The 17,684-nt window shown below is 33.2% G+C and carries 15 protein-coding genes and 1 tRNA gene; 11 read left to right on the plus strand and 5 right to left on the minus strand.

The window, feature by feature from the left end; all coding sequences use genetic code 11:
- The first annotated feature begins 44 nt into the window (after positions 1-44).
- Positions 45-308 (plus strand): hypothetical protein, encoded by a 264-nt coding sequence (locus H8909_RS13330; RefSeq protein ID WP_202985954.1) that lies wholly within the window; start codon positions 45-47, stop codon positions 306-308.
- On the opposite strand, the gene H8909_RS10220 is transcribed toward H8909_RS13330, so the two are convergent.
- On the minus strand, positions 260-646 hold the full coding sequence (locus H8909_RS10220; RefSeq protein WP_187012760.1) for a MerR family transcriptional regulator: 387 nt from the start codon (positions 644-646) through the stop codon (positions 260-262). The genes H8909_RS13330 and H8909_RS10220 overlap by 49 nt on opposite strands.
- A 102-nt stretch (positions 647-748) precedes the next feature.
- On the opposite strand from H8909_RS10220, the gene H8909_RS10225 reads away from it, so the two are divergent.
- The 6 genes from H8909_RS10225 (at position 749) to H8909_RS10250 (ending at position 8,325) form a co-directional block, all read left to right on the plus strand.
- On the plus strand, positions 749-1,615 hold the full coding sequence (locus H8909_RS10225) for a DUF362 domain-containing protein (protein ID WP_187012761.1): 867 nt from the start codon (positions 749-751) through the stop codon (positions 1,613-1,615).
- 115 nt (positions 1,616-1,730) lie between these two features.
- Positions 1,731-3,071: an MATE family efflux transporter gene (locus H8909_RS10230; protein WP_187012762.1), complete on the plus strand. Its 1,341-nt coding sequence runs from the start codon at positions 1,731-1,733 to the stop codon at positions 3,069-3,071.
- A 23-nt stretch (positions 3,072-3,094) separates the two neighbouring features.
- A complete protein-coding gene (locus tag H8909_RS10235; RefSeq protein ID WP_187012763.1) occupies positions 3,095-5,200 on the plus strand; it encodes an SWIM zinc finger family protein in 2,106 nt (701 codons plus the stop codon).
- Between the two features lie 115 nt (positions 5,201-5,315).
- Positions 5,316-6,986 (plus strand): ABC transporter ATP-binding protein, encoded by a 1,671-nt coding sequence (locus H8909_RS10240; RefSeq protein WP_117459165.1) that lies wholly within the window; start codon positions 5,316-5,318, stop codon positions 6,984-6,986.
- A gap of 129 nt (positions 6,987-7,115) precedes the next feature.
- On the plus strand, positions 7,116-7,547 hold the full coding sequence (locus H8909_RS10245; protein WP_187012764.1) for a MarR family winged helix-turn-helix transcriptional regulator: 432 nt from the start codon (positions 7,116-7,118) through the stop codon (positions 7,545-7,547).
- Position 7,548: 1 nt separating this feature from the next.
- Positions 7,549-8,325: a sulfite exporter TauE/SafE family protein gene (locus tag H8909_RS10250; protein WP_187012765.1), complete on the plus strand. Its 777-nt coding sequence runs from the start codon at positions 7,549-7,551 to the stop codon at positions 8,323-8,325.
- A gap of 41 nt (positions 8,326-8,366) precedes the next feature.
- Here the strand turns inward: H8909_RS10250 and map are convergent, their stop codons facing one another.
- Positions 8,367-9,224, minus strand: a complete 858-nt coding sequence (gene map, locus H8909_RS10255; protein ID WP_187012766.1) for a type I methionyl aminopeptidase — start codon at positions 9,222-9,224, stop codon at positions 8,367-8,369.
- An 86-nt stretch (positions 9,225-9,310) separates the two neighbouring features.
- Between map and H8909_RS10260 the strand changes: the two genes are divergently transcribed.
- Positions 9,311-10,054, plus strand: coding sequence for an EFR1 family ferrodoxin (locus H8909_RS10260; protein ID WP_187012767.1), 744 nt, complete (start codon positions 9,311-9,313; stop codon positions 10,052-10,054).
- Between the two features lie 172 nt (positions 10,055-10,226).
- Positions 10,227-11,759: an AAA family ATPase gene (locus H8909_RS10265; RefSeq protein ID WP_238928268.1), complete on the plus strand. Its 1,533-nt coding sequence runs from the start codon at positions 10,227-10,229 to the stop codon at positions 11,757-11,759.
- Positions 11,760-11,835: 76 nt separating this feature from the next.
- On the opposite strand, the gene H8909_RS10270 is transcribed toward H8909_RS10265, so the two are convergent.
- From H8909_RS10270 to pepV, 3 genes are all read right to left on the minus strand, one after another.
- The gene (locus H8909_RS10270) at positions 11,836-14,283 is read right to left on the minus strand and encodes an excinuclease ABC subunit UvrA (RefSeq protein ID WP_187012768.1); all 2,448 of its coding nucleotides are present in this window, start codon (positions 14,281-14,283) and stop codon (positions 11,836-11,838) included.
- A 59-nt stretch (positions 14,284-14,342) separates the two neighbouring features.
- A tRNA-Leu gene (locus tag H8909_RS10275) sits at positions 14,343-14,428 on the minus strand.
- A 46-nt stretch (positions 14,429-14,474) separates the two neighbouring features.
- Complete coding sequence (gene pepV, locus H8909_RS10280; protein WP_187012769.1) at positions 14,475-15,839, minus strand: dipeptidase PepV; 1,365 nt, start codon at positions 15,837-15,839, stop codon at positions 14,475-14,477.
- 120 nt (positions 15,840-15,959) lie between these two features.
- On the opposite strand from pepV, the gene H8909_RS10285 reads away from it, so the two are divergent.
- Entirely contained in the window at positions 15,960-16,409 is a 450-nt protein-coding gene (locus H8909_RS10285; RefSeq protein WP_006506997.1) for an NUDIX hydrolase, read from the plus strand.
- 554 nt (positions 16,410-16,963) lie between these two features.
- A complete protein-coding gene (locus H8909_RS10290; protein WP_187012770.1) occupies positions 16,964-17,602 on the plus strand; it encodes a reverse transcriptase domain-containing protein in 639 nt (212 codons plus the stop codon).
- Positions 17,603-17,684: the final 82 nt, after the last annotated feature.

Genomic DNA, 17,684 nt, shown 5'->3' on the forward strand with positions numbered 1-17,684 from the left:
AGATTGACTATACTTCCTTACGAAAGTAGAAATTTACCGTTAATGTGGTCGCTGGACTGCTTGGTAATGAAAGTTCTGATTCAAATAGATTTACACTTGTAACTCCAAAGTCTGAAAATGATGTACGATTACAAGCTACACTTGGCAATCAGAACCCCACGGGCTTGCCCGTGGGAGTAGTCAGAGAAGTAAAACAGAGTATATTTGAAGATAATAATAAGGATGCAGATTTATTAAGACAGGAATGTAAAGGAGAGGATTATTTCTTATGGATATCTTCAGTTCCTGCTTCTATGGCAGTTTCATAATACCAGAGCTTATGATCAATTGTCTCTAATTGTTTTTCTAATTGACGCATTTCTTCTAATACAATCTCTTTTCTTCTTACAAAGAGTTGATAACGTTCTTCTAATGATTCATCACCACGTTTAACCATTTCTACATATTGCTGCATTTCAGAAATACTCATACCAGTATTTTTGAAACATTCAATAATACGCAGCATAGAAATATCTTTTTCTTTAAAGATACGATAACCTGACTCATTCTTTTCTAAGAAAGGAATGAGTCCCATCTTATCATAATAACGAATAGTAGAAACAGGTAAAGACATCATTTCTGATACTTGTTTAATTGTATAAGTCATCTAATCACCTCTTTAATAGTATAAGAAATAATATAACGTTATTCAATAATTCTTGACCTTAAACCTTGGTTTAACGTTACAATTGTTTTAGAGGTGATATAAATGAAATCAAAAGTATTATTTACACGTACAATTTCTCCAGAAATGGTTCTTACTATGTATGAAAAGTTAGGAAAAGAATTATCAGGTCATATTGCGATTAAGTTACATTCAGGAGAAGAAGGAAATCAGAATTTCTTAACACCTGAGTTCTGGGCTCCTATAATCCGACATCTTGATGGGACAGTTGTAGAATGTAATACAGCTTATGAAGGATCAAGAAATACAACAGAAAAACATCTAAAGACAATTGAAAAACATGGATGGTCTCGATATTTTGATGTTGACTTATTAGATGCAGAAGGACCAGATCTTGTATTAAGCATTCCAGGTGGTAAAGTGATTCAAAAAAACTATGTCGGCAAAGATATTGCAAACTATAATGGTATGCTTGTCTTATCTCATTTTAAAGGACATCCAATGGGAGGATATGGAGGTGCTTTAAAGCAACTTTCTATTGGTTGTGCATCTTCTTATGGCAAAGCGTATATACATGGGGCAGGAGTTCCAGAAGATATGTGGACAGCAAATCATGATTTATTCTTAGAATCTATGGCTGATGCTGCATCATCTGTTCATGATTATTTTAAAGACAATATTGTATATATCAATGTGATGAAGAATATGTCAGTTGATTGTGACTGCTGTGCAGTGGCAGAAGATCCATGTATGAAAGATATTGGTATTTTGATATCTACTGATCCTATTGCTATTGATCAGGCATGTTTGGATCTTGTCTATGCTTCGACTGATCCAGGTAAAGAACATCTTATTGAACGTATCGAATCAAGAAATGGTGTTCATACTATTGAAGCAGCAGAAGCATTAGGATATGGTTCTAGAGATTATGAACTTATAGAAATCAAGTAATGACAAAGTTATTATAATTGGTTTATTAGAGATGTGAGTATTGTGCTCATGTCTTTTTTTGTGCCTTATATTGTCAGAGTATTTATGATAATATTAGGAAAAAAGGGGGACTTATATGGAAAATAACGTCACATCTGGAAACTTACTTAAACATATCGCATTCTTTGCGATACCTTATCTATTATCTTATTTCTTACAGACACTCTATGGTATGGCTGATCTATTTATAGTGGGGCAGTTTAATGCGGTAGATGGTATTACAGCTGTTTCTAATGGGAGTCAGGTCATGCATATGTTGACAGCGATTCTTGTAGGACTGGCTATGGGGGTTACTGTTTCTATTAGTCATGCAGTTGGCGCTGAGAATCATACATTAGTAGAAAGAACGATAGGCAATACGATTACACTCTTTGCATGTATTTCTATTGTTTCTACTTTTTTATTGCTTATTTTTGTAAAACCACTTGTCGTATTACTCAATGTTCCACAAGAAGCAATGACTGGAACTGTGCAATATCTTATCATATGTTTTATAGGAATTCCTTTCATCACCGCCTATAACATCATCAGTTCTATATATAGAGGCTTAGGAGACTCAAAAAGCCCTATGTATATTATTGCGATTGCCTGTTTATTAAATATTATCTTAGACTATATCTTTATTGGATTATTTCATATGGGACCAATAGGGGCAGCACTTGGAACCACTGTGTCACAAAGCGTGAGTGTTATTATCGCACTCATCTCAATGAAATATCGTGCCTCTGACATTCATATCAAAAAAGAAGACCTTCATCTTCAATCTCAGGTATTTAAACATATTCTAAAAGTAGGCTTTCCTGTCGCAATACAGGACGGATGTGTTCAGATTGCCTTTATGATCATTACTATTATTGCGAATAGTCGTGGTTTAAATGATGCTGCTGCAGTAGGTATTGTAGAAAAGATGGTCACTGCCATTTTTATTATTCCTTCTACAATGCTTGCAACTGTATCAGCTTTATCTGCACAAAATATCGGTGCCAAAAATTACGGACGTGCTCGTACAGTATTAAAATATGCAGTAATGATCACTACTCTTTATGGAATCATTGTTACTTTGATTGTAGAATGTGCTGCACCTACACTTCTTGGCTTATTTACTAAAGATACAACAGTAATCTTACTAGGTGTCCAATATATCAGTTCTTATATTATTGATACAATATTTGCAGGAATTCACTTTGGCTTTAGTGGTTATTTTGCAGCAGATGGAAAGAGTTATATTGGCTTTATTCACAATATTATTTCTATTTCATTAGTCAGAGTTCCAGGTTCTTATATTGCCTCTATTATGTATCCTCATAACTTATTCCCAATGGGACTTGCAGCTCCTTTAGGATCATTATTATCAGTGATTATTTGTTTGATCGCATATTGTATATTGAAGAAGAAAGATGAATTAAGTGTGCTATAATTGATTATAAGAGAGGTACATTTATGGATAAAATAAGATGGAATCAATTGTTCACTCCAAGAACATTAAAAAAAGGATATGAACTGTACCAAAGTGGTGCAGTAGAAGACATTCAACATAATGAATATGCAATCAAAGGAAGCATATTTGACGATGATGACTATTACTCTATTGTTTATCTGCGTGATGGAATGATAGAAGATATGGATTGCAGCTGTGAAAATGAAGATGAATATTGTGAACATATTGCAGCACTTCTTTATGCTTATGATCCCAAACAAACATATCAATTTCATTATTTTCAAGAAGTCTATACTGATGAAAAGTACAAATCTGTGATTAGAGATATTATTACAGAGAGTGGAAGCTATAAACAGATGATCAATAAACTCATTTCCCATAAACGTTCAATTCTTCCTACAATAACAGAAGACTCTCTTGCATCACTTAATTTGGTGATTGAAACATTCTATCTCATTTCATCTATTCCTGAAGAAAAAGATGATATCTTAGAAGAACTTAAGAATGATTTAAAAATAATCGTTTCTTGCAGTCATAATAAGAAGACTTTATTAGATGTATTTGAAAGAGAGTACCATTTCCATAAGTATGAGAAAGAAGATGAAGAGTATCTCACTGAAGTCTTTCTAGAATGTTTTAATGAAACAGAATTATATGAAGACAAGTTTCGTATTGTGAATCATATGATTCTAGGCAGTGATGCTTTGAAAGATAACTGGGTTGGACGTATGCAATACTCTCGCTGGATAAGCATTGGATTAAAGATGATGCAGGAAGCGCATATGTCCTATCAGGACATTCTTCATTTCCTTGATACATATCATAATTATGCACCTGTATTTATTCGATATGCGAATGCTTGTTTAGAAAATAGAAATAATAATAAAGCTCTTGAAGTCGTTGAACTTGGATTAAAGTATCATCAAGAAGATGAAGATTTACTTAAGATGAAAAAGGAGATTGCACCTTGTTTAAATCTTAATATGATAGATTGGGCAGACCAGTTTACAGATGTCATCTTAAAACGTGGTTATGATTACTTTTATAAAAAGAAGATCAAGAAGCTCTATCAGGAGCCTTATGGTATTGCGGCTGTAGTAGAAGGGTCAGATGATTATCATGTTACTATAGATTTAAAGGATAAACAGGTTACTGGTATGTATTGTGATTGTCCATATGCCAATAAAGGACATCATTGTAAGCATATGGCAGCTGTATTACTTGCATGTAGTGATTATGAAAATTATGATGATATCAAAGAAAAACTAGATATCAAGTTTATAAAAGAACTTAAAGAACGTATTCATACACTTCCAAGAGATCAATTAGAACAGCTTCTGTTTGATGAAATGAGATTCAATGAGTCTTTACAGCAACGCTTTAATGATCTTATTGAAACAACTACAATTCAAGATAAATACTTAGACTATCTAGTAGAACTGATAGATGATAATGAAGATCATATACCAACGCTTTTAAAGAAGTTGAAAAAGTATCTTCGTATCTCTTTAAGTAAACTTATATCAAAACGTGATTATCAGACAGCACATGCGCTTATTGCCTGCGCATTTTGTAAAGTCACATGCTTAGACCTAAAGAAAGAAGTCTATGATTTTCTTAAAGATATTCATGAGTATTTGAGACAACTTATAAAAATCTATCCTTCTAGTGAAGATGCATTTTATGCAGTGAAGGAACTTTATAGTGACTGCTGCATGCCATTTTATGAAGGTGTGATTGATCCAGTACTATTAAATGATTTTGATAGTAAGCAGTTCTATGATTTGAAGTTCAATCTTATTCATCAGAAGATTCTCTATTCATCTCTTTATGATGACAGAGAACTCCAAAAGCTGATTTATGAACGCTGGACAAAATATGGTTTGGATTTACTTATAGAATCAGGTAAAGAAGAATCAGTGATTCTTGATTATTTAAGTCAGTATGCAGATAGTGAAGCAGTACAAGTCAATTATGTTGATTACTATGTGAGAAAAGGTGACTATCAGAAAGCACTGGATATTCTAGATGAGCATACAGGTCAGGCTTATGAAGTAAAAAGACAAGAAGTTATAGAAGCAATGAATTATCATAAGGAAGTATCTTAAGAAACCTATTCACAGGTTTCTTTTTTTGCAATTTATTAAAAAGCATAGATTTTATTTACAGATAGCTTTATAATTAATAAAGATATATCGATAGAAAGGGGAGGTACAATCTAATATGAAGAAATATATCAAATCAAATCTCTTTTATTTTTCTATTTGCATTGTTTTGTTTTCAACAGCAGGTCTTATGTCTGTCTTTTTAGCTAATATTCTCAAAAGAATGATTGATACCTCAACCGCAAAAAATATTACACAGTTTTACCATGTGATGATTCTTACTATCTTCTTTATCATCATTAATTTTACTCTTCATATACTAAGAGGTTTCTTTAAAGCAAAATTCCTCAAGAAAGTCATGCTGTCTTTGAAACATGATTTATTTAAAGGCATATTCTCAAAGAGTATCAAAGATTTCAATAGGGAAAATACTTCAGTCTATACGAGCATATTTAATAATGATTTAAAGATACTTGAAAAGAATTATTTTGATAACCTTCTCACAATCATCTCTGACTTATCTCAATTCTTCATTTGTTTAGTTGCAGTCATCTCATTCCAATTTGAACTTGCTGTCATAATCATATTAATTAATGTGATTGCGATATTTGTACCTGTATTATTAGGTAAAATATTATCCCATAAGCAGATAGATTCTATTAATAAATTCAGTGATTTGAATGTGAAGATTAAGGATTTCTTCAATTCTTTTGAAATCATAAAATGTTTCCAGGTGACTCATAAAGTAATAGATAACTTTGATCATGCAGATAATATATATGAAGAAAGTATGGAAAACTTTAGATATTGTGAAGGAATCATAGCTGGTTTTTCAACTTTATCATCACTTGGTGTAAGTGTTATGACAACACTTATATCACTCTATTTTGTCATCAAGAATCAAATTACTATTGGTGAAATGATGGCAATCACACAACTTGTAAATAATATTGCGAATCCTTTAGGACGATTATCTAGTGAACTTCCATTATTAAAGAGCACAAAACCTATTGAACTTAAATTAAAAGAATATATGGATATTAAAATGGTTCAAACTGGAATTAAAATAAATGGTCTAAATCAAATCACTATGGATCATATATCATTTGGTTATACTGAAAACAAAGAGATCATTCATGATTTTAGCTATGAATTTCTTAAAAATAAGAAGTATGCGATTGTCGGTAATAGTGGATGTGGGAAGTCCACTATCGTTAAGCTTCTTTTAAATTACTATGATAACTACAAAGGAAATATCTTTATCAATGATGTAAATCTCAATGAAATTGATATGAGTAGTGTTTACTCTCATTTATCCATGGTTCATCAAAATGCACCTATTCTCAATGATACACTAAGAAACAATATTACTTATTATAATGATTATTCAATAGAACAGGTTAATCAAATCGTACATGAGGCAGGATTAGATCATTTTGTAGAATCATTACCTGATGGATTAGATACTGTCATCAATGAAAATGGGAATAATATCTCTGGAGGAGAAAAACAGAGAATCAGTATTGCAAGAACTTTATTAAAGAATGCAGATTTATTGATCTATGATGAACCCACATCTAACTTAGATCATGTAACCGCAAAAGAAGTAGAAAAGAATTTGTTGAATAGAAATAATACATGTATCATGATTACTCATAGATTAGAAGATAATCTATTAGAGAGATTCGATGAAATACTCGTACTAGATCATGGAACTATTGTAGAATCAGGTACTTTTAAAGTTCTTCTAGATAGAAAAGGAGTATTCTACTCTTTGTATAAAGGATGAAAAGTAGGAGATATTCTTGTAATGTCTCCTATTTTTTTATCTGAAGACAAAAATATAGTATCATTTATTGACTTCTGATATTATAATAGTTCATAAATGAACTATCTAAATATGAAAGAAGTTAAGAGCATGTATTTTAATATAGAGTTTCCAAATAAAATGGCTCATGCATACAGTGTTATGTGTAAACCATTGTGTCAAGAAATGAAATTACCACAAACAGCTTTTGATATATTGATGTTTTTATCGAATAATCCTCAATATAAGACAGCAAGAGATATTGTAGAAGTAAGAAAAATTAAAGCCAATCTTGTTTCTATAAATGTAGATAAGCTTGTAAAAGAAGGGTATCTAGAAAGAAAAGAAGTAGCAGGAGATCGCCGTAAGACAGAACTTATATGTACTTCTAAGGCAGATTCTATTATAGAAAAAGGACGCTTAGTTCAGAAAGCTTTTAAAGACACATTATTTAATAACATGGATGATTCCATGAAAGAAATATTATTTAAAGGTATGGAAATCATGGAAGATAATCTTGATAGGATATTGGAGGATCAATAATATGACAGTGTTAATGACTATTCTTGTTACGTTTTTTGCAGGTATGGGTGCTGGTCTAGGTACTGGTTTTGCAGGTATGAGTGCAGCAGCTGTGATCAGTCCAATGTTGATTACTTTCTTAGGAATGGATCCTTATATGGCTGTAGGGATTGCTTTATCTTCAGATGTACTTGCAAGTGCAGCTTCAGCATATGAATATGGTAAAAACAAGAATCTAGATATTAGAAATGGTTTAATCATGATGGTTTCTGTATTATGCTTTACAGTAGTAGGAAGCTATATCTCTAGTTTAGTACCAGCAGCCACTATGGGTAATTTCTCAGTCTTTATGACAATGCTTCTTGGAATAAAGTTTATCCTTAGACCAGTTATGACAACAAAAGAATCTATGGAAGCAGTCTCTCCTCAAAAAAGAGCCATTCAGTCAGTAATCTGTGGTGTTATTATTGGTTTTATTTGTGGTTTCATTGGCGCAGGTGGAGGTATGATGATGCTTCTTATTCTTACTTCTGTATTAGGCTATGAACTTAAGACAGCAGTAGGAACAAGTGTCTTTATCATGACATTCACTGCCTTAACAGGTGCTGTATCTCATTTTGCGATTGGTGGGACACCTGACTGGGGTGTATGGATTCTATGTATTATCTTTACATACATCTGGGCAAGAATTGCAGCACGTTTTGCGAATAAAGCCACTCCAGAAACATTAAATAGAGTTACAGGTATTATTCTAGTTATATTAGGTATTGTGGTACTTGCATTCTCAATGGTGAAATAAAAAAAGTCTTCTTTACATTTGACGTAAAGAAGATTTTTTAATTACTTAGAAATAATTTCTATACCATCTTCTGTTACTAGAAGAGTATGTTCCCATTGTGCTGATAGTTTTCCATCATCTGTATAAACAGTCCAGTCATTATCAGTACCTAAATGGATATGACGTGTTCCCTGGTTAATCATTGGTTCAATTGTAAATACCATTCCAGGAACTATTAATACAGTCTTTTCTTTTGGTGTATAATGATATACATAAGGATCCTCATGCATGGCTTTTCCAATACCATGACCACAGAACTCTTCTACAACACTATATCCATTAGCATGGGCATGCTTTTCAATTGCTGTACCAATATCAGCAATAGTACTTTCCCAAGGCTTTACAGCCTTCATACCTTCTTCAAGACATTCTTTAGTCACTTTTACTAGACGCTGTGCCTCTTCTGATACATGACCTAACATAAACATTCTTGAAGCATCTGCATAATAACCATTTACTCCAGTTGTCGCATCCACATTAATGATATCTCCATCCTGAAGTACATAATCTCTAGGAATACCATGACATACTTCATCATTGACAGAAGTACAGATACTCTTAGGATATCCTTCATAATTTAAATCTGCAGAATAACCTCCATGACTTGATGTATAAGCCACAGCCATATCATCAATATCCTGTGTTGTCATACCAATCTGAATATGTTCTTCAATATAATCTAATAATCCATTATTGACAACAGCTGCTCTTTTAATAGCTTTAATCTGTTTCTCATTCTTAATCATTTTATGATTAGGAATAAGATAACCATGTTTTTTATATTGTTTAAGCTTTTTATCAAAAGCTTCATGACAATCATGATAGTCTAACTGACTACCACACCAGCATTTTCTTTTCATTCTTTTACCTTCTTTCTTTACAAAGTATACACTATTTTTCAAAAAATTACATCGAAAGTTAGTCATATATAACAAGGAGTACACAAATGATTTATTATTTTACAGGAACAGGCAATAGTCGATATATTGCAAGAGAACTACATCAACAATTAAATGAAGATTATATAAGTATGAATACACTTATTAGAAATAATGATCATAGCTTACAGAATATCCAAGGAACATTGGTATTTGTCGTACCTACTTATGCATGGAGAATACCTCGTATTGTCGAAGAATGGATTCGTTTGACAGCTTTTAAGGATGTTGAAGAAGTCTATTTTGTGATGGATTGTGGGGGAAATATAGGCAATGCAGGTCATTATAATAGAAAACTATGTGAGAAGAAGGGGTTCAACTACAAAGGTACAATGGAAATCATTATGCCAGAAAACTATCTCGCAATGTTTGATACACCAGAAGATGATGAAGCCAAAAAGATTATTAAACAGGCAGATCCTGTAATTAAACAAGCAGTTTCCTGTATCCATCAGCATTTACCTTTTCCTAGTATGTCATTACAATTGAAAGACAAGTTCCAATCTTCTATTGTGAATACAGTTTTCTATCCACTTTTTGTGAAAGCAGCTGCTTTCTATAGTACGGATGAATGTATTGGATGTGGATTATGTGAGAAATTATGTCCGTTAAAAAATATACAAATAAAAGATCATCGTCCTGTATGGGGTAAGGAATGTACACATTGTATGGCATGTATTGCGAAATGTCCTAAAAAGGCGATAGAATATGGGAAGAAAAGCAAGGGAAAGAATAGATATTATATTGACTAGGTACAACTTGATAGTTTATCGCTTATTCAACTAGATAGTTATGTTATAATAGTAGAAAAGAAAGGAGTGTCCATATGAGAAAAGCTATACCTTTAGGAGTAGTAGATTATGAAACCTTAAAGAATCAGAATTATTTTTTTATTATAAAAGTATGATGATTTATGATTTTTTAATGAGAAAAAGTACTGTCACTCTTATTACTCGACCTAGAAGGTTTGGAAAAACAATCAATATGTCAATGATGTCTTCATTTTTTGATATTACTAAAGATTCTAAAGAAATATTCAAAGATACAAAAATTGTTGAAACAGAGTATATATCAGAAATGAATCAATATCCTACAATCTTCATTTCGTTTGCGAATGCAAAAAATGATAAATGGAATGTTGTAAAGGAAATTAAATTACAACTGCGTAAAGAATATGATCGATATGCTCATGTATTTGAACAAAAAATGACTGTATTTGAACAAAATGAATATGAATCTCTTGTACAAGGCTTAATGACAAAAAATGATGGGATTCTAGATAATATTATCGATGCACTTTCTTTTTTGATGGAACGATTAGAGAAATACTACCACAAAAAAGTAATGGTATTCATAGATGAATATGACACACCTTTTATTGAAGCTCATGTTGGAGGATATTATGAAGAGTTGCGAGGAGGATTATCTTCTCTGCTTCATAATGCATTAAAGACATCTACGAGTCTACATTATGCAATGATGACTGGTATTCAAAGAGTTGCGAAAGAGAACATCTTCTGCGATTTGAACAATCTGGTTGTATGTACTGTAAAAGATCCAGAATATTCTCAATACTTTGGCTTTACAGAAGAAGAAACGAAGCAAACATTAGAATATTATGATTTATCACTCAATGATGAAGTGAAATCTATGTATGATGGATATCATTTTGGAGAACATGATATCTATAATCCATGGTCTATCTTGAATTATGCTTCTAGAAAAGTATTAGAGCCTTATTGGGTGAATACGAGCAGTAATACAATGATTAAAAAAGCAATATCAAGCAGTGATGAAGCTTTTGAGAGAGGATATGAGGAGCTTATTCGAAATGGTAAACTCGAAACCACTGTAAAAATGGATACGAGCTTTTTTGAAGTAAACAATACAGAAAACTTGTGGGGTCTTTTGGTTAATGCTGGATATCTAACATTACACAAAACAATATCTATTCAAGATAGCCTGTATATCATAAAAATTCCTAATCAAGAAGTTCAATTGGAATTTAGAAAGCTTACAGCCTATCACTTGAAAGCGACTGAAACAGATCTGACAGTACTATTCAATTCATTGAAATGTTGTCGAAAAGAAGATTTTGAAGACAGATATCGAAAGATTCTACTCACATTACCTTCTTATCATGATTTGAAAGATGAAAATAGTTATCATATGATGCTGCTTGGAATGTGTGCCTGGCTTTCTAATGAGTATGAAGTAATCAGTAATCGAGAAGTAGGAAAGGGAAGATGTGATATCATACTAAAATCCAAGAAAAGTCAAATATCATATATTCTAGAATTTAAATATACAAATGATAGTTCAGTTGATTTGAAACAACTTGCAAAATCAGCAATAGATCAAATTGACAGTAGAAGATATGATAGTGAATTAAGTGGAACAGTGATTCACATAGGACTAGCACATTATCAAAAAAATGTAGAAATTGAATGGCAATAAGAATATCGGATATTATTTCTGATATTCTTTTTTCTATGAAAAAGAGCTGTAACGCTCAAGAATTCGTTACAGTCTTTCACAAGTATTTTCCAATTTTACTATTCTTATTCTGCTTAATTTCTTCCACAGTTCCCGTCGCAATAATCTCTCCACCAAGATGACCGCCCTCAGGACCCATATCAATAATGTAATCAGAATTTCTAATAACATCTAAGTCATGTTCAATCACAATAATAGTCGCTTTTTGATTAATTAATGTATCAAATACACGAAGTAGTGTTTCTACATCTAATGGATGTAATCCAATAGAAGGTTCATCAAAGATAAAGATGCTTCCATCTTGTACTTTTCCTATTTCTGATGCCAGTTTTAATCTTTGTGCTTCTCCACCAGATAAGGCAGGTGTTGCTTCACCAAGAGTCAAATAACCAATTCCTAAATCCACTAGAACCTGTAGTTTCTCTTTAATCTTCTTAATGTCTTTAAATACATCTAAAGCTTCTAAGATAGTAAGAGACATCACATCCTTAATAGAATAACCATGGTACATTATAGAATCCACATCATTGCTGTAACGTGTTCCACCACAATGTTCACAAGTCATTTCTATATCTGGAAGAAACTGTATGTCCATAGAAATAGTACCAGTACCTTCACATACAGGACATCTTAACTTACCTGTATTATAAGAAAAATCACCTGCGCTATATTGATCACTTAATCTTCCATACAATCTTCTTAAATGATCAAATACACCAGAATAAGTTGCGACAGTACTTCTGACATTATTTCCAATAGGGGACGCATCAATCAAATCAATCTTATTGACCCATGATGCATCCAATTCTTTTATATGTTGAGGAAGTGTTTCATGATTTAATGAAGCCTTTATGGCAGGATATAAAGACTCAAGAATCAATGTTGTCTTACCACTTCCAGACATCCCAGTAATTGTAGTAAGAACTCCTTTAGGAATAGAAATATCAAGTGGTTTGACAGTATGTATTGTATCTGTTTTAAGTCTTAAAAAGCCTTCATTAAAAATTTTTTTCTTATTTCTTACAAGAGTTTGATGTAGATCATTGAGATAAGGTCCAATGATAGAATTCTTATCCTGAATGATTTCATCAATAGTACCCTGACTAATTATAGAACCACCATTCTTACCTGCTTCAGGCCCTATTTCAATCATATAATCAGCTTCCTTAAGAATTCTTGTATCATGATCGACCAAAACAATAGAGTTCCCATCCTTGATCAACTCTTTCATAATCGCAATCAAGCCATCAACATTGGCTGGATGTAATCCAATAGAAGGTTCATCAAGAACATAAAGAACACCTGTTGTTCTATTTTTTACAGTACGTGCAAGCTGTACTCTTTGTAGTTCACCTGTTGATAGTGTAGAAGAAGCACGATCAAGAGTCAGATAACCGAGTCCTAAAGACAGCAATGCATTCGCATTAATCATGAATTCTTCAAGAATTGTAGAACCCATTTCTTTCACATCATCATTAAGGGTATTGATTACCTGTGGAAGCCATGCAGCTAAATTCTTTAAACTCATCGCACATACTTCAGTTAAAGTCTTACCACCTAGTAATGTAGAATTTGCACGTGTATTAATACGAGAGCCATGACAAGTCGGGCATGTCTCTTCCTTAAGGAATTTACTGACACGCTTCATATTCTTTTCATTCTTGACCTTCTTTAATGCGTTCAAGACAGTCGCTTTGGCACTATAGTAAGTAAAATCTAATTCTCCTGCTTCCACGCTCTCTTTATTCTTAGGACGATAGAAAATATGCTTTTTTACCATTGGTCCATCATATACAATATGCTTCTCTTCTTCTGTTAATTCTTCAAAAGGAACATCAGTACGCACACCCATCGCACGACAGACGTCTTTCATTAATGACCACATGAGTGTATTCCATGGTGCTACAGCTCCTTCATCAATAGTTAGATGAGGATCAGGAATCAAAGAATCAATATTAATTGTCTGTACAATACCAGTGCCCTGACAATCAGGACATGCGCCTTGTGAATTAAAGGCATACTCCTGAGCACTTAAGCCATTAAATCTTTCGTGGCAGATTGGACACTCAATCATTTCACCTCTTGCTACATTTATACTCGCAGGTACTCTATGTCCGTTAGGACATAAATAATCTCCACAACGTGAAAATAATAAGCGAATAGAATTCAATAATTCTGTCTGTGTTCCAAAGGTAGAACGAATGCCAGGTATATTAGGTCTTTGATGTAATGCTAGAGTACTAGGAACATATTTAATAGAATCTACTTTGGCTTTTTCTCCTTGAGAGATTCGTCTTCTTGTATAAGTAGATAATGCTTCTAGATATCTTCTAGAACCTTCAGCATAGATGACTCCTAATGCTAAAGAAGACTTACCACTTCCTGATACACCAGAAATAGCTACAATCTTATTTAAAGGAATATCAACGTCAATATTCTTTAAATTATGTACCTTTGCGCCTCTTATTTCCATATGATCAATCATACAAAATCCTCCACATAATATAAAAAACTAGCTATCTCTAGCTAGTTCATCTTAATTAATGGTGCGGCCGATGAGATTTGAACTCACACAGACGTACGTCCACAAGTCCCTCAAACTTGCGTGTCTACCATTCCACCACGGCCGCAACTTAGTGCAACTCAAATTATACTTGAGTTGCACATAGAATTCAACTATTTTTTAAGAAGATTATAGAGAGACTGAGCGTAGATAGCAGCTGCAGTTAATAAATCATCTAATGAAATTAATTCATTTTCTTCATGCATATGATGGTTTTTACCAGGGAATTCACAACCAAAAGCAACACAGTTAGGCATTTCTTTTGCATAAGTTCCACCACCGATAGTCTGAGGACCATGTTCATGATCATTTGTGAACTGTACATATGATTCATGAAGCTTCTGAACTAATTCACTATTAGGATCCACATATAACGCAGGACCAATATCATGTTCTTCACTCAAGCCATACTTATTAACAGCTTCATCTACATTCTTAACAAGTTTATCATTGTCTGAGTCATGAGGAAGACGTAAATCAAGAGTTAATGAACCTTCATTATTTTCATAATTTAAGATACCAAGGTTAACAGTTAAAGCACCCATTTCACCAGTAAATGCGACATTGAACTTTTCACCTAAATAATCATTATATAAATATTCATCAACGAATTTTGCGTAGCTATTATCAGTCACACTTGCAATATAATGACATAAGTTACTTGCGGCATTATTACCTAAGTGAGGCTGAGATGCATGGGCACTCTTACCTTTTAAGAATAAGTGTGTGTTACCATCTACAACTTCTAAAGAACCTTTGAAGTTATTTTCTTTTAAGAATGCATTATATGATTCTTCATAGTCAGTACCCTTTAACACAGCTTTAGCCTGATCTGGTACGATATTCACTACACGTCCTGAATGAATAGAGATTACTTTATCATCATCTGTTTTACCCTTGATGATGAAATGGCAGTTACCTTTTTCACCATATACTACAGGAAAATCAGCATCTGGAGTAAATCCCATCTTTGGATATGGACGATGCTGGAAATAGTAATGCATACAGCGAGAACCATTTTCTTCATTACATCCAAAGATGATACGAACCTTCATCTTCTTTTCAAAATCAAGTTCATTCACAATTTTAGCAGCATAATAAGCAGCAATTAAAGGTCCCTTATCATCAGCCACACCACGACCATAGAGTGTATCTCCATCAAGAGTCATATCATATTCTGGATAATCCCATTCCTGACCTTCAGTAGGTACAACATCTAAGTGTCCAAGGATACCAAAACATTCTTCTCCTTCACCAATATCAATAGAACCAGCATATCCATCACAATCATCAGTAACAAATCCATCTCTTTGACCAATAGAAAGCATTAAATCAAGCGCTTTACGGTTGTTTTCACCAAATGGCTGATTTTCTTTCGCAGTAGATTTATCAAGAGTTGAAGGGATTAGACATAAGTCCTTTAAATCTTTCAGCATTTCATCTTTATGCTTTAATACTTCTTCTTTAAAATCAATCATCTTATTCACCTCAGTGACTATTATATACAATTTCTGTAGTATTTGAAACACACATACTGCACCTTTTTGTAACGTTCGTTCAAGAGTTGTGCTAATATAGTAAAAAGGGGGCAAAATAATATGGAGAATAAGGACATACAGTTTCATATTACAGTCAAAGGTATTGTGATTTATGAAGGTAAGACATTAATCTTAAAACGTGTCAGACCTTCATCAGATGGACTTGGTTATTGGGAATTACCAGGTGGGGGATTAGAATATGGGGAAGATCCTCACCAGGCGTTAGTAAGAGAATTAAAGGAAGAAACAGGATTAGATATTGAAATCATTAAGCCAGTTTATACATTTACGGCTATTAGACCACATTATCAGACAGTGGGTATTGGTTTTTTATGTATTCCTACAAATGATCAGGTTAAGATTTCATTTGAACATACAGATTATAAGTTTGTGGATGAAGATGAACTAGAGAAGACACTTGACCCACATATCTTTAATGATATTAAGAAAACAATCGAAGAATATAACCAGATAAGAGAATACAATGAATTAAAAAGAGAAGCGAATTAACGCTTCTCTTATTTCAGTGTGCCGGGCATGGCACTAATTCAGTCGGAGATAAATCGACCACAGGTATTTACCGCCAAGTGTAGTAAACCACAAGCCGATACCATAAAGGTAGGAGTGAAGGAAGTGGTGTAGCGATTTCTTTGAGCGTACGAACAGAAACTTGATATAAGGCTAAATGGTGGATAAGGTTGCTGAACAAACCGAAGTCCTAAAGGTAAACGTAAAACCAAGAGAGTAAATCAAGGCGCTGTGAAGGAAATAGGATTAGTGAATTACCCCGGGAGGCCTCACAGGCAACGAAGTCCAATATCTTTAAAATCAGTGATGGTAAGTTGTGCGATAAAAAGCTTACTGTGAGGAGTCAGCTGAGGTCATAGTAGGTGTCTCACCAACACCAAAGGACCTAATGTTTATATGATGTCACTCATCATAAAGCAATGTCTAGATAGTTCGAAATTGGAAGCATCTCGTAAGTAGAAAACGTAATTCTATGGAGATGAAGGAAGAGGGAACGGTTCTAGATAAATCTACGATATGAAAAGGAGAACACAGACATGAGATTAATTGATGAAATACTTAGTGATTCAAATATTGATAGGGCTATTCTACAGGTCAAGAGAAACAAAGGTGTATCTGGAGTCGATAAGATGACAGTAGATGAACTTGATGAATATTTCTATAAGCATAGAAGAGAGATTAGACACTCGATACTTAATAAGAAGTATAAGCCCCAATCAGTTAAGAGAGTCTATATTCCAAAGCCTAACGGCAAGAAAAGACCATTAGGTATACCTACAGTTGTAGATAGAGTTATTCAACAGGCTGTTGCACAAGTGTTAATGAAGAAACTAGATTCTTCATTTAGTGAATTCAGTTATGGATTCAGACCAAGAAGAAGTGCACAGATGGCTGTACTAAAGACCCTAGAATATATTAATGAAGGATATGACTGGGTTATAGACTTAGATATTGAAGCATATTTTGACACTGTAAATCATGATAAGTTAATCTCAATACTTAGAGAAAAGAATGTGAATGACTCAACAACATTATATCTTATTCGCAAATTCATGCAGGCAGGTATTATGGAAGATGGTTTAGTAAAACCTTCTAGAATCGGCGTGCCCCAGGGAGGTTTATGCCGATATCGGCATAAACCTCCTTATGTGGACAAAGATATTATGCCGAGTTAATTTAGATAACCCTTTAATAATCAGAAGGTTTTCTTTGTTTTCTCGGCATAATAATATTATTTAAAGCTGTTTAGGAAGTCTA

The sequence above is a fragment of the Catenibacterium faecis genome, assembly GCF_014306455.1.
In the GTDB taxonomy this organism is placed as follows: domain Bacteria; phylum Bacillota_I; class Bacilli_A; order Erysipelotrichales; family Coprobacillaceae; genus Catenibacterium; species Catenibacterium mitsuoka_A.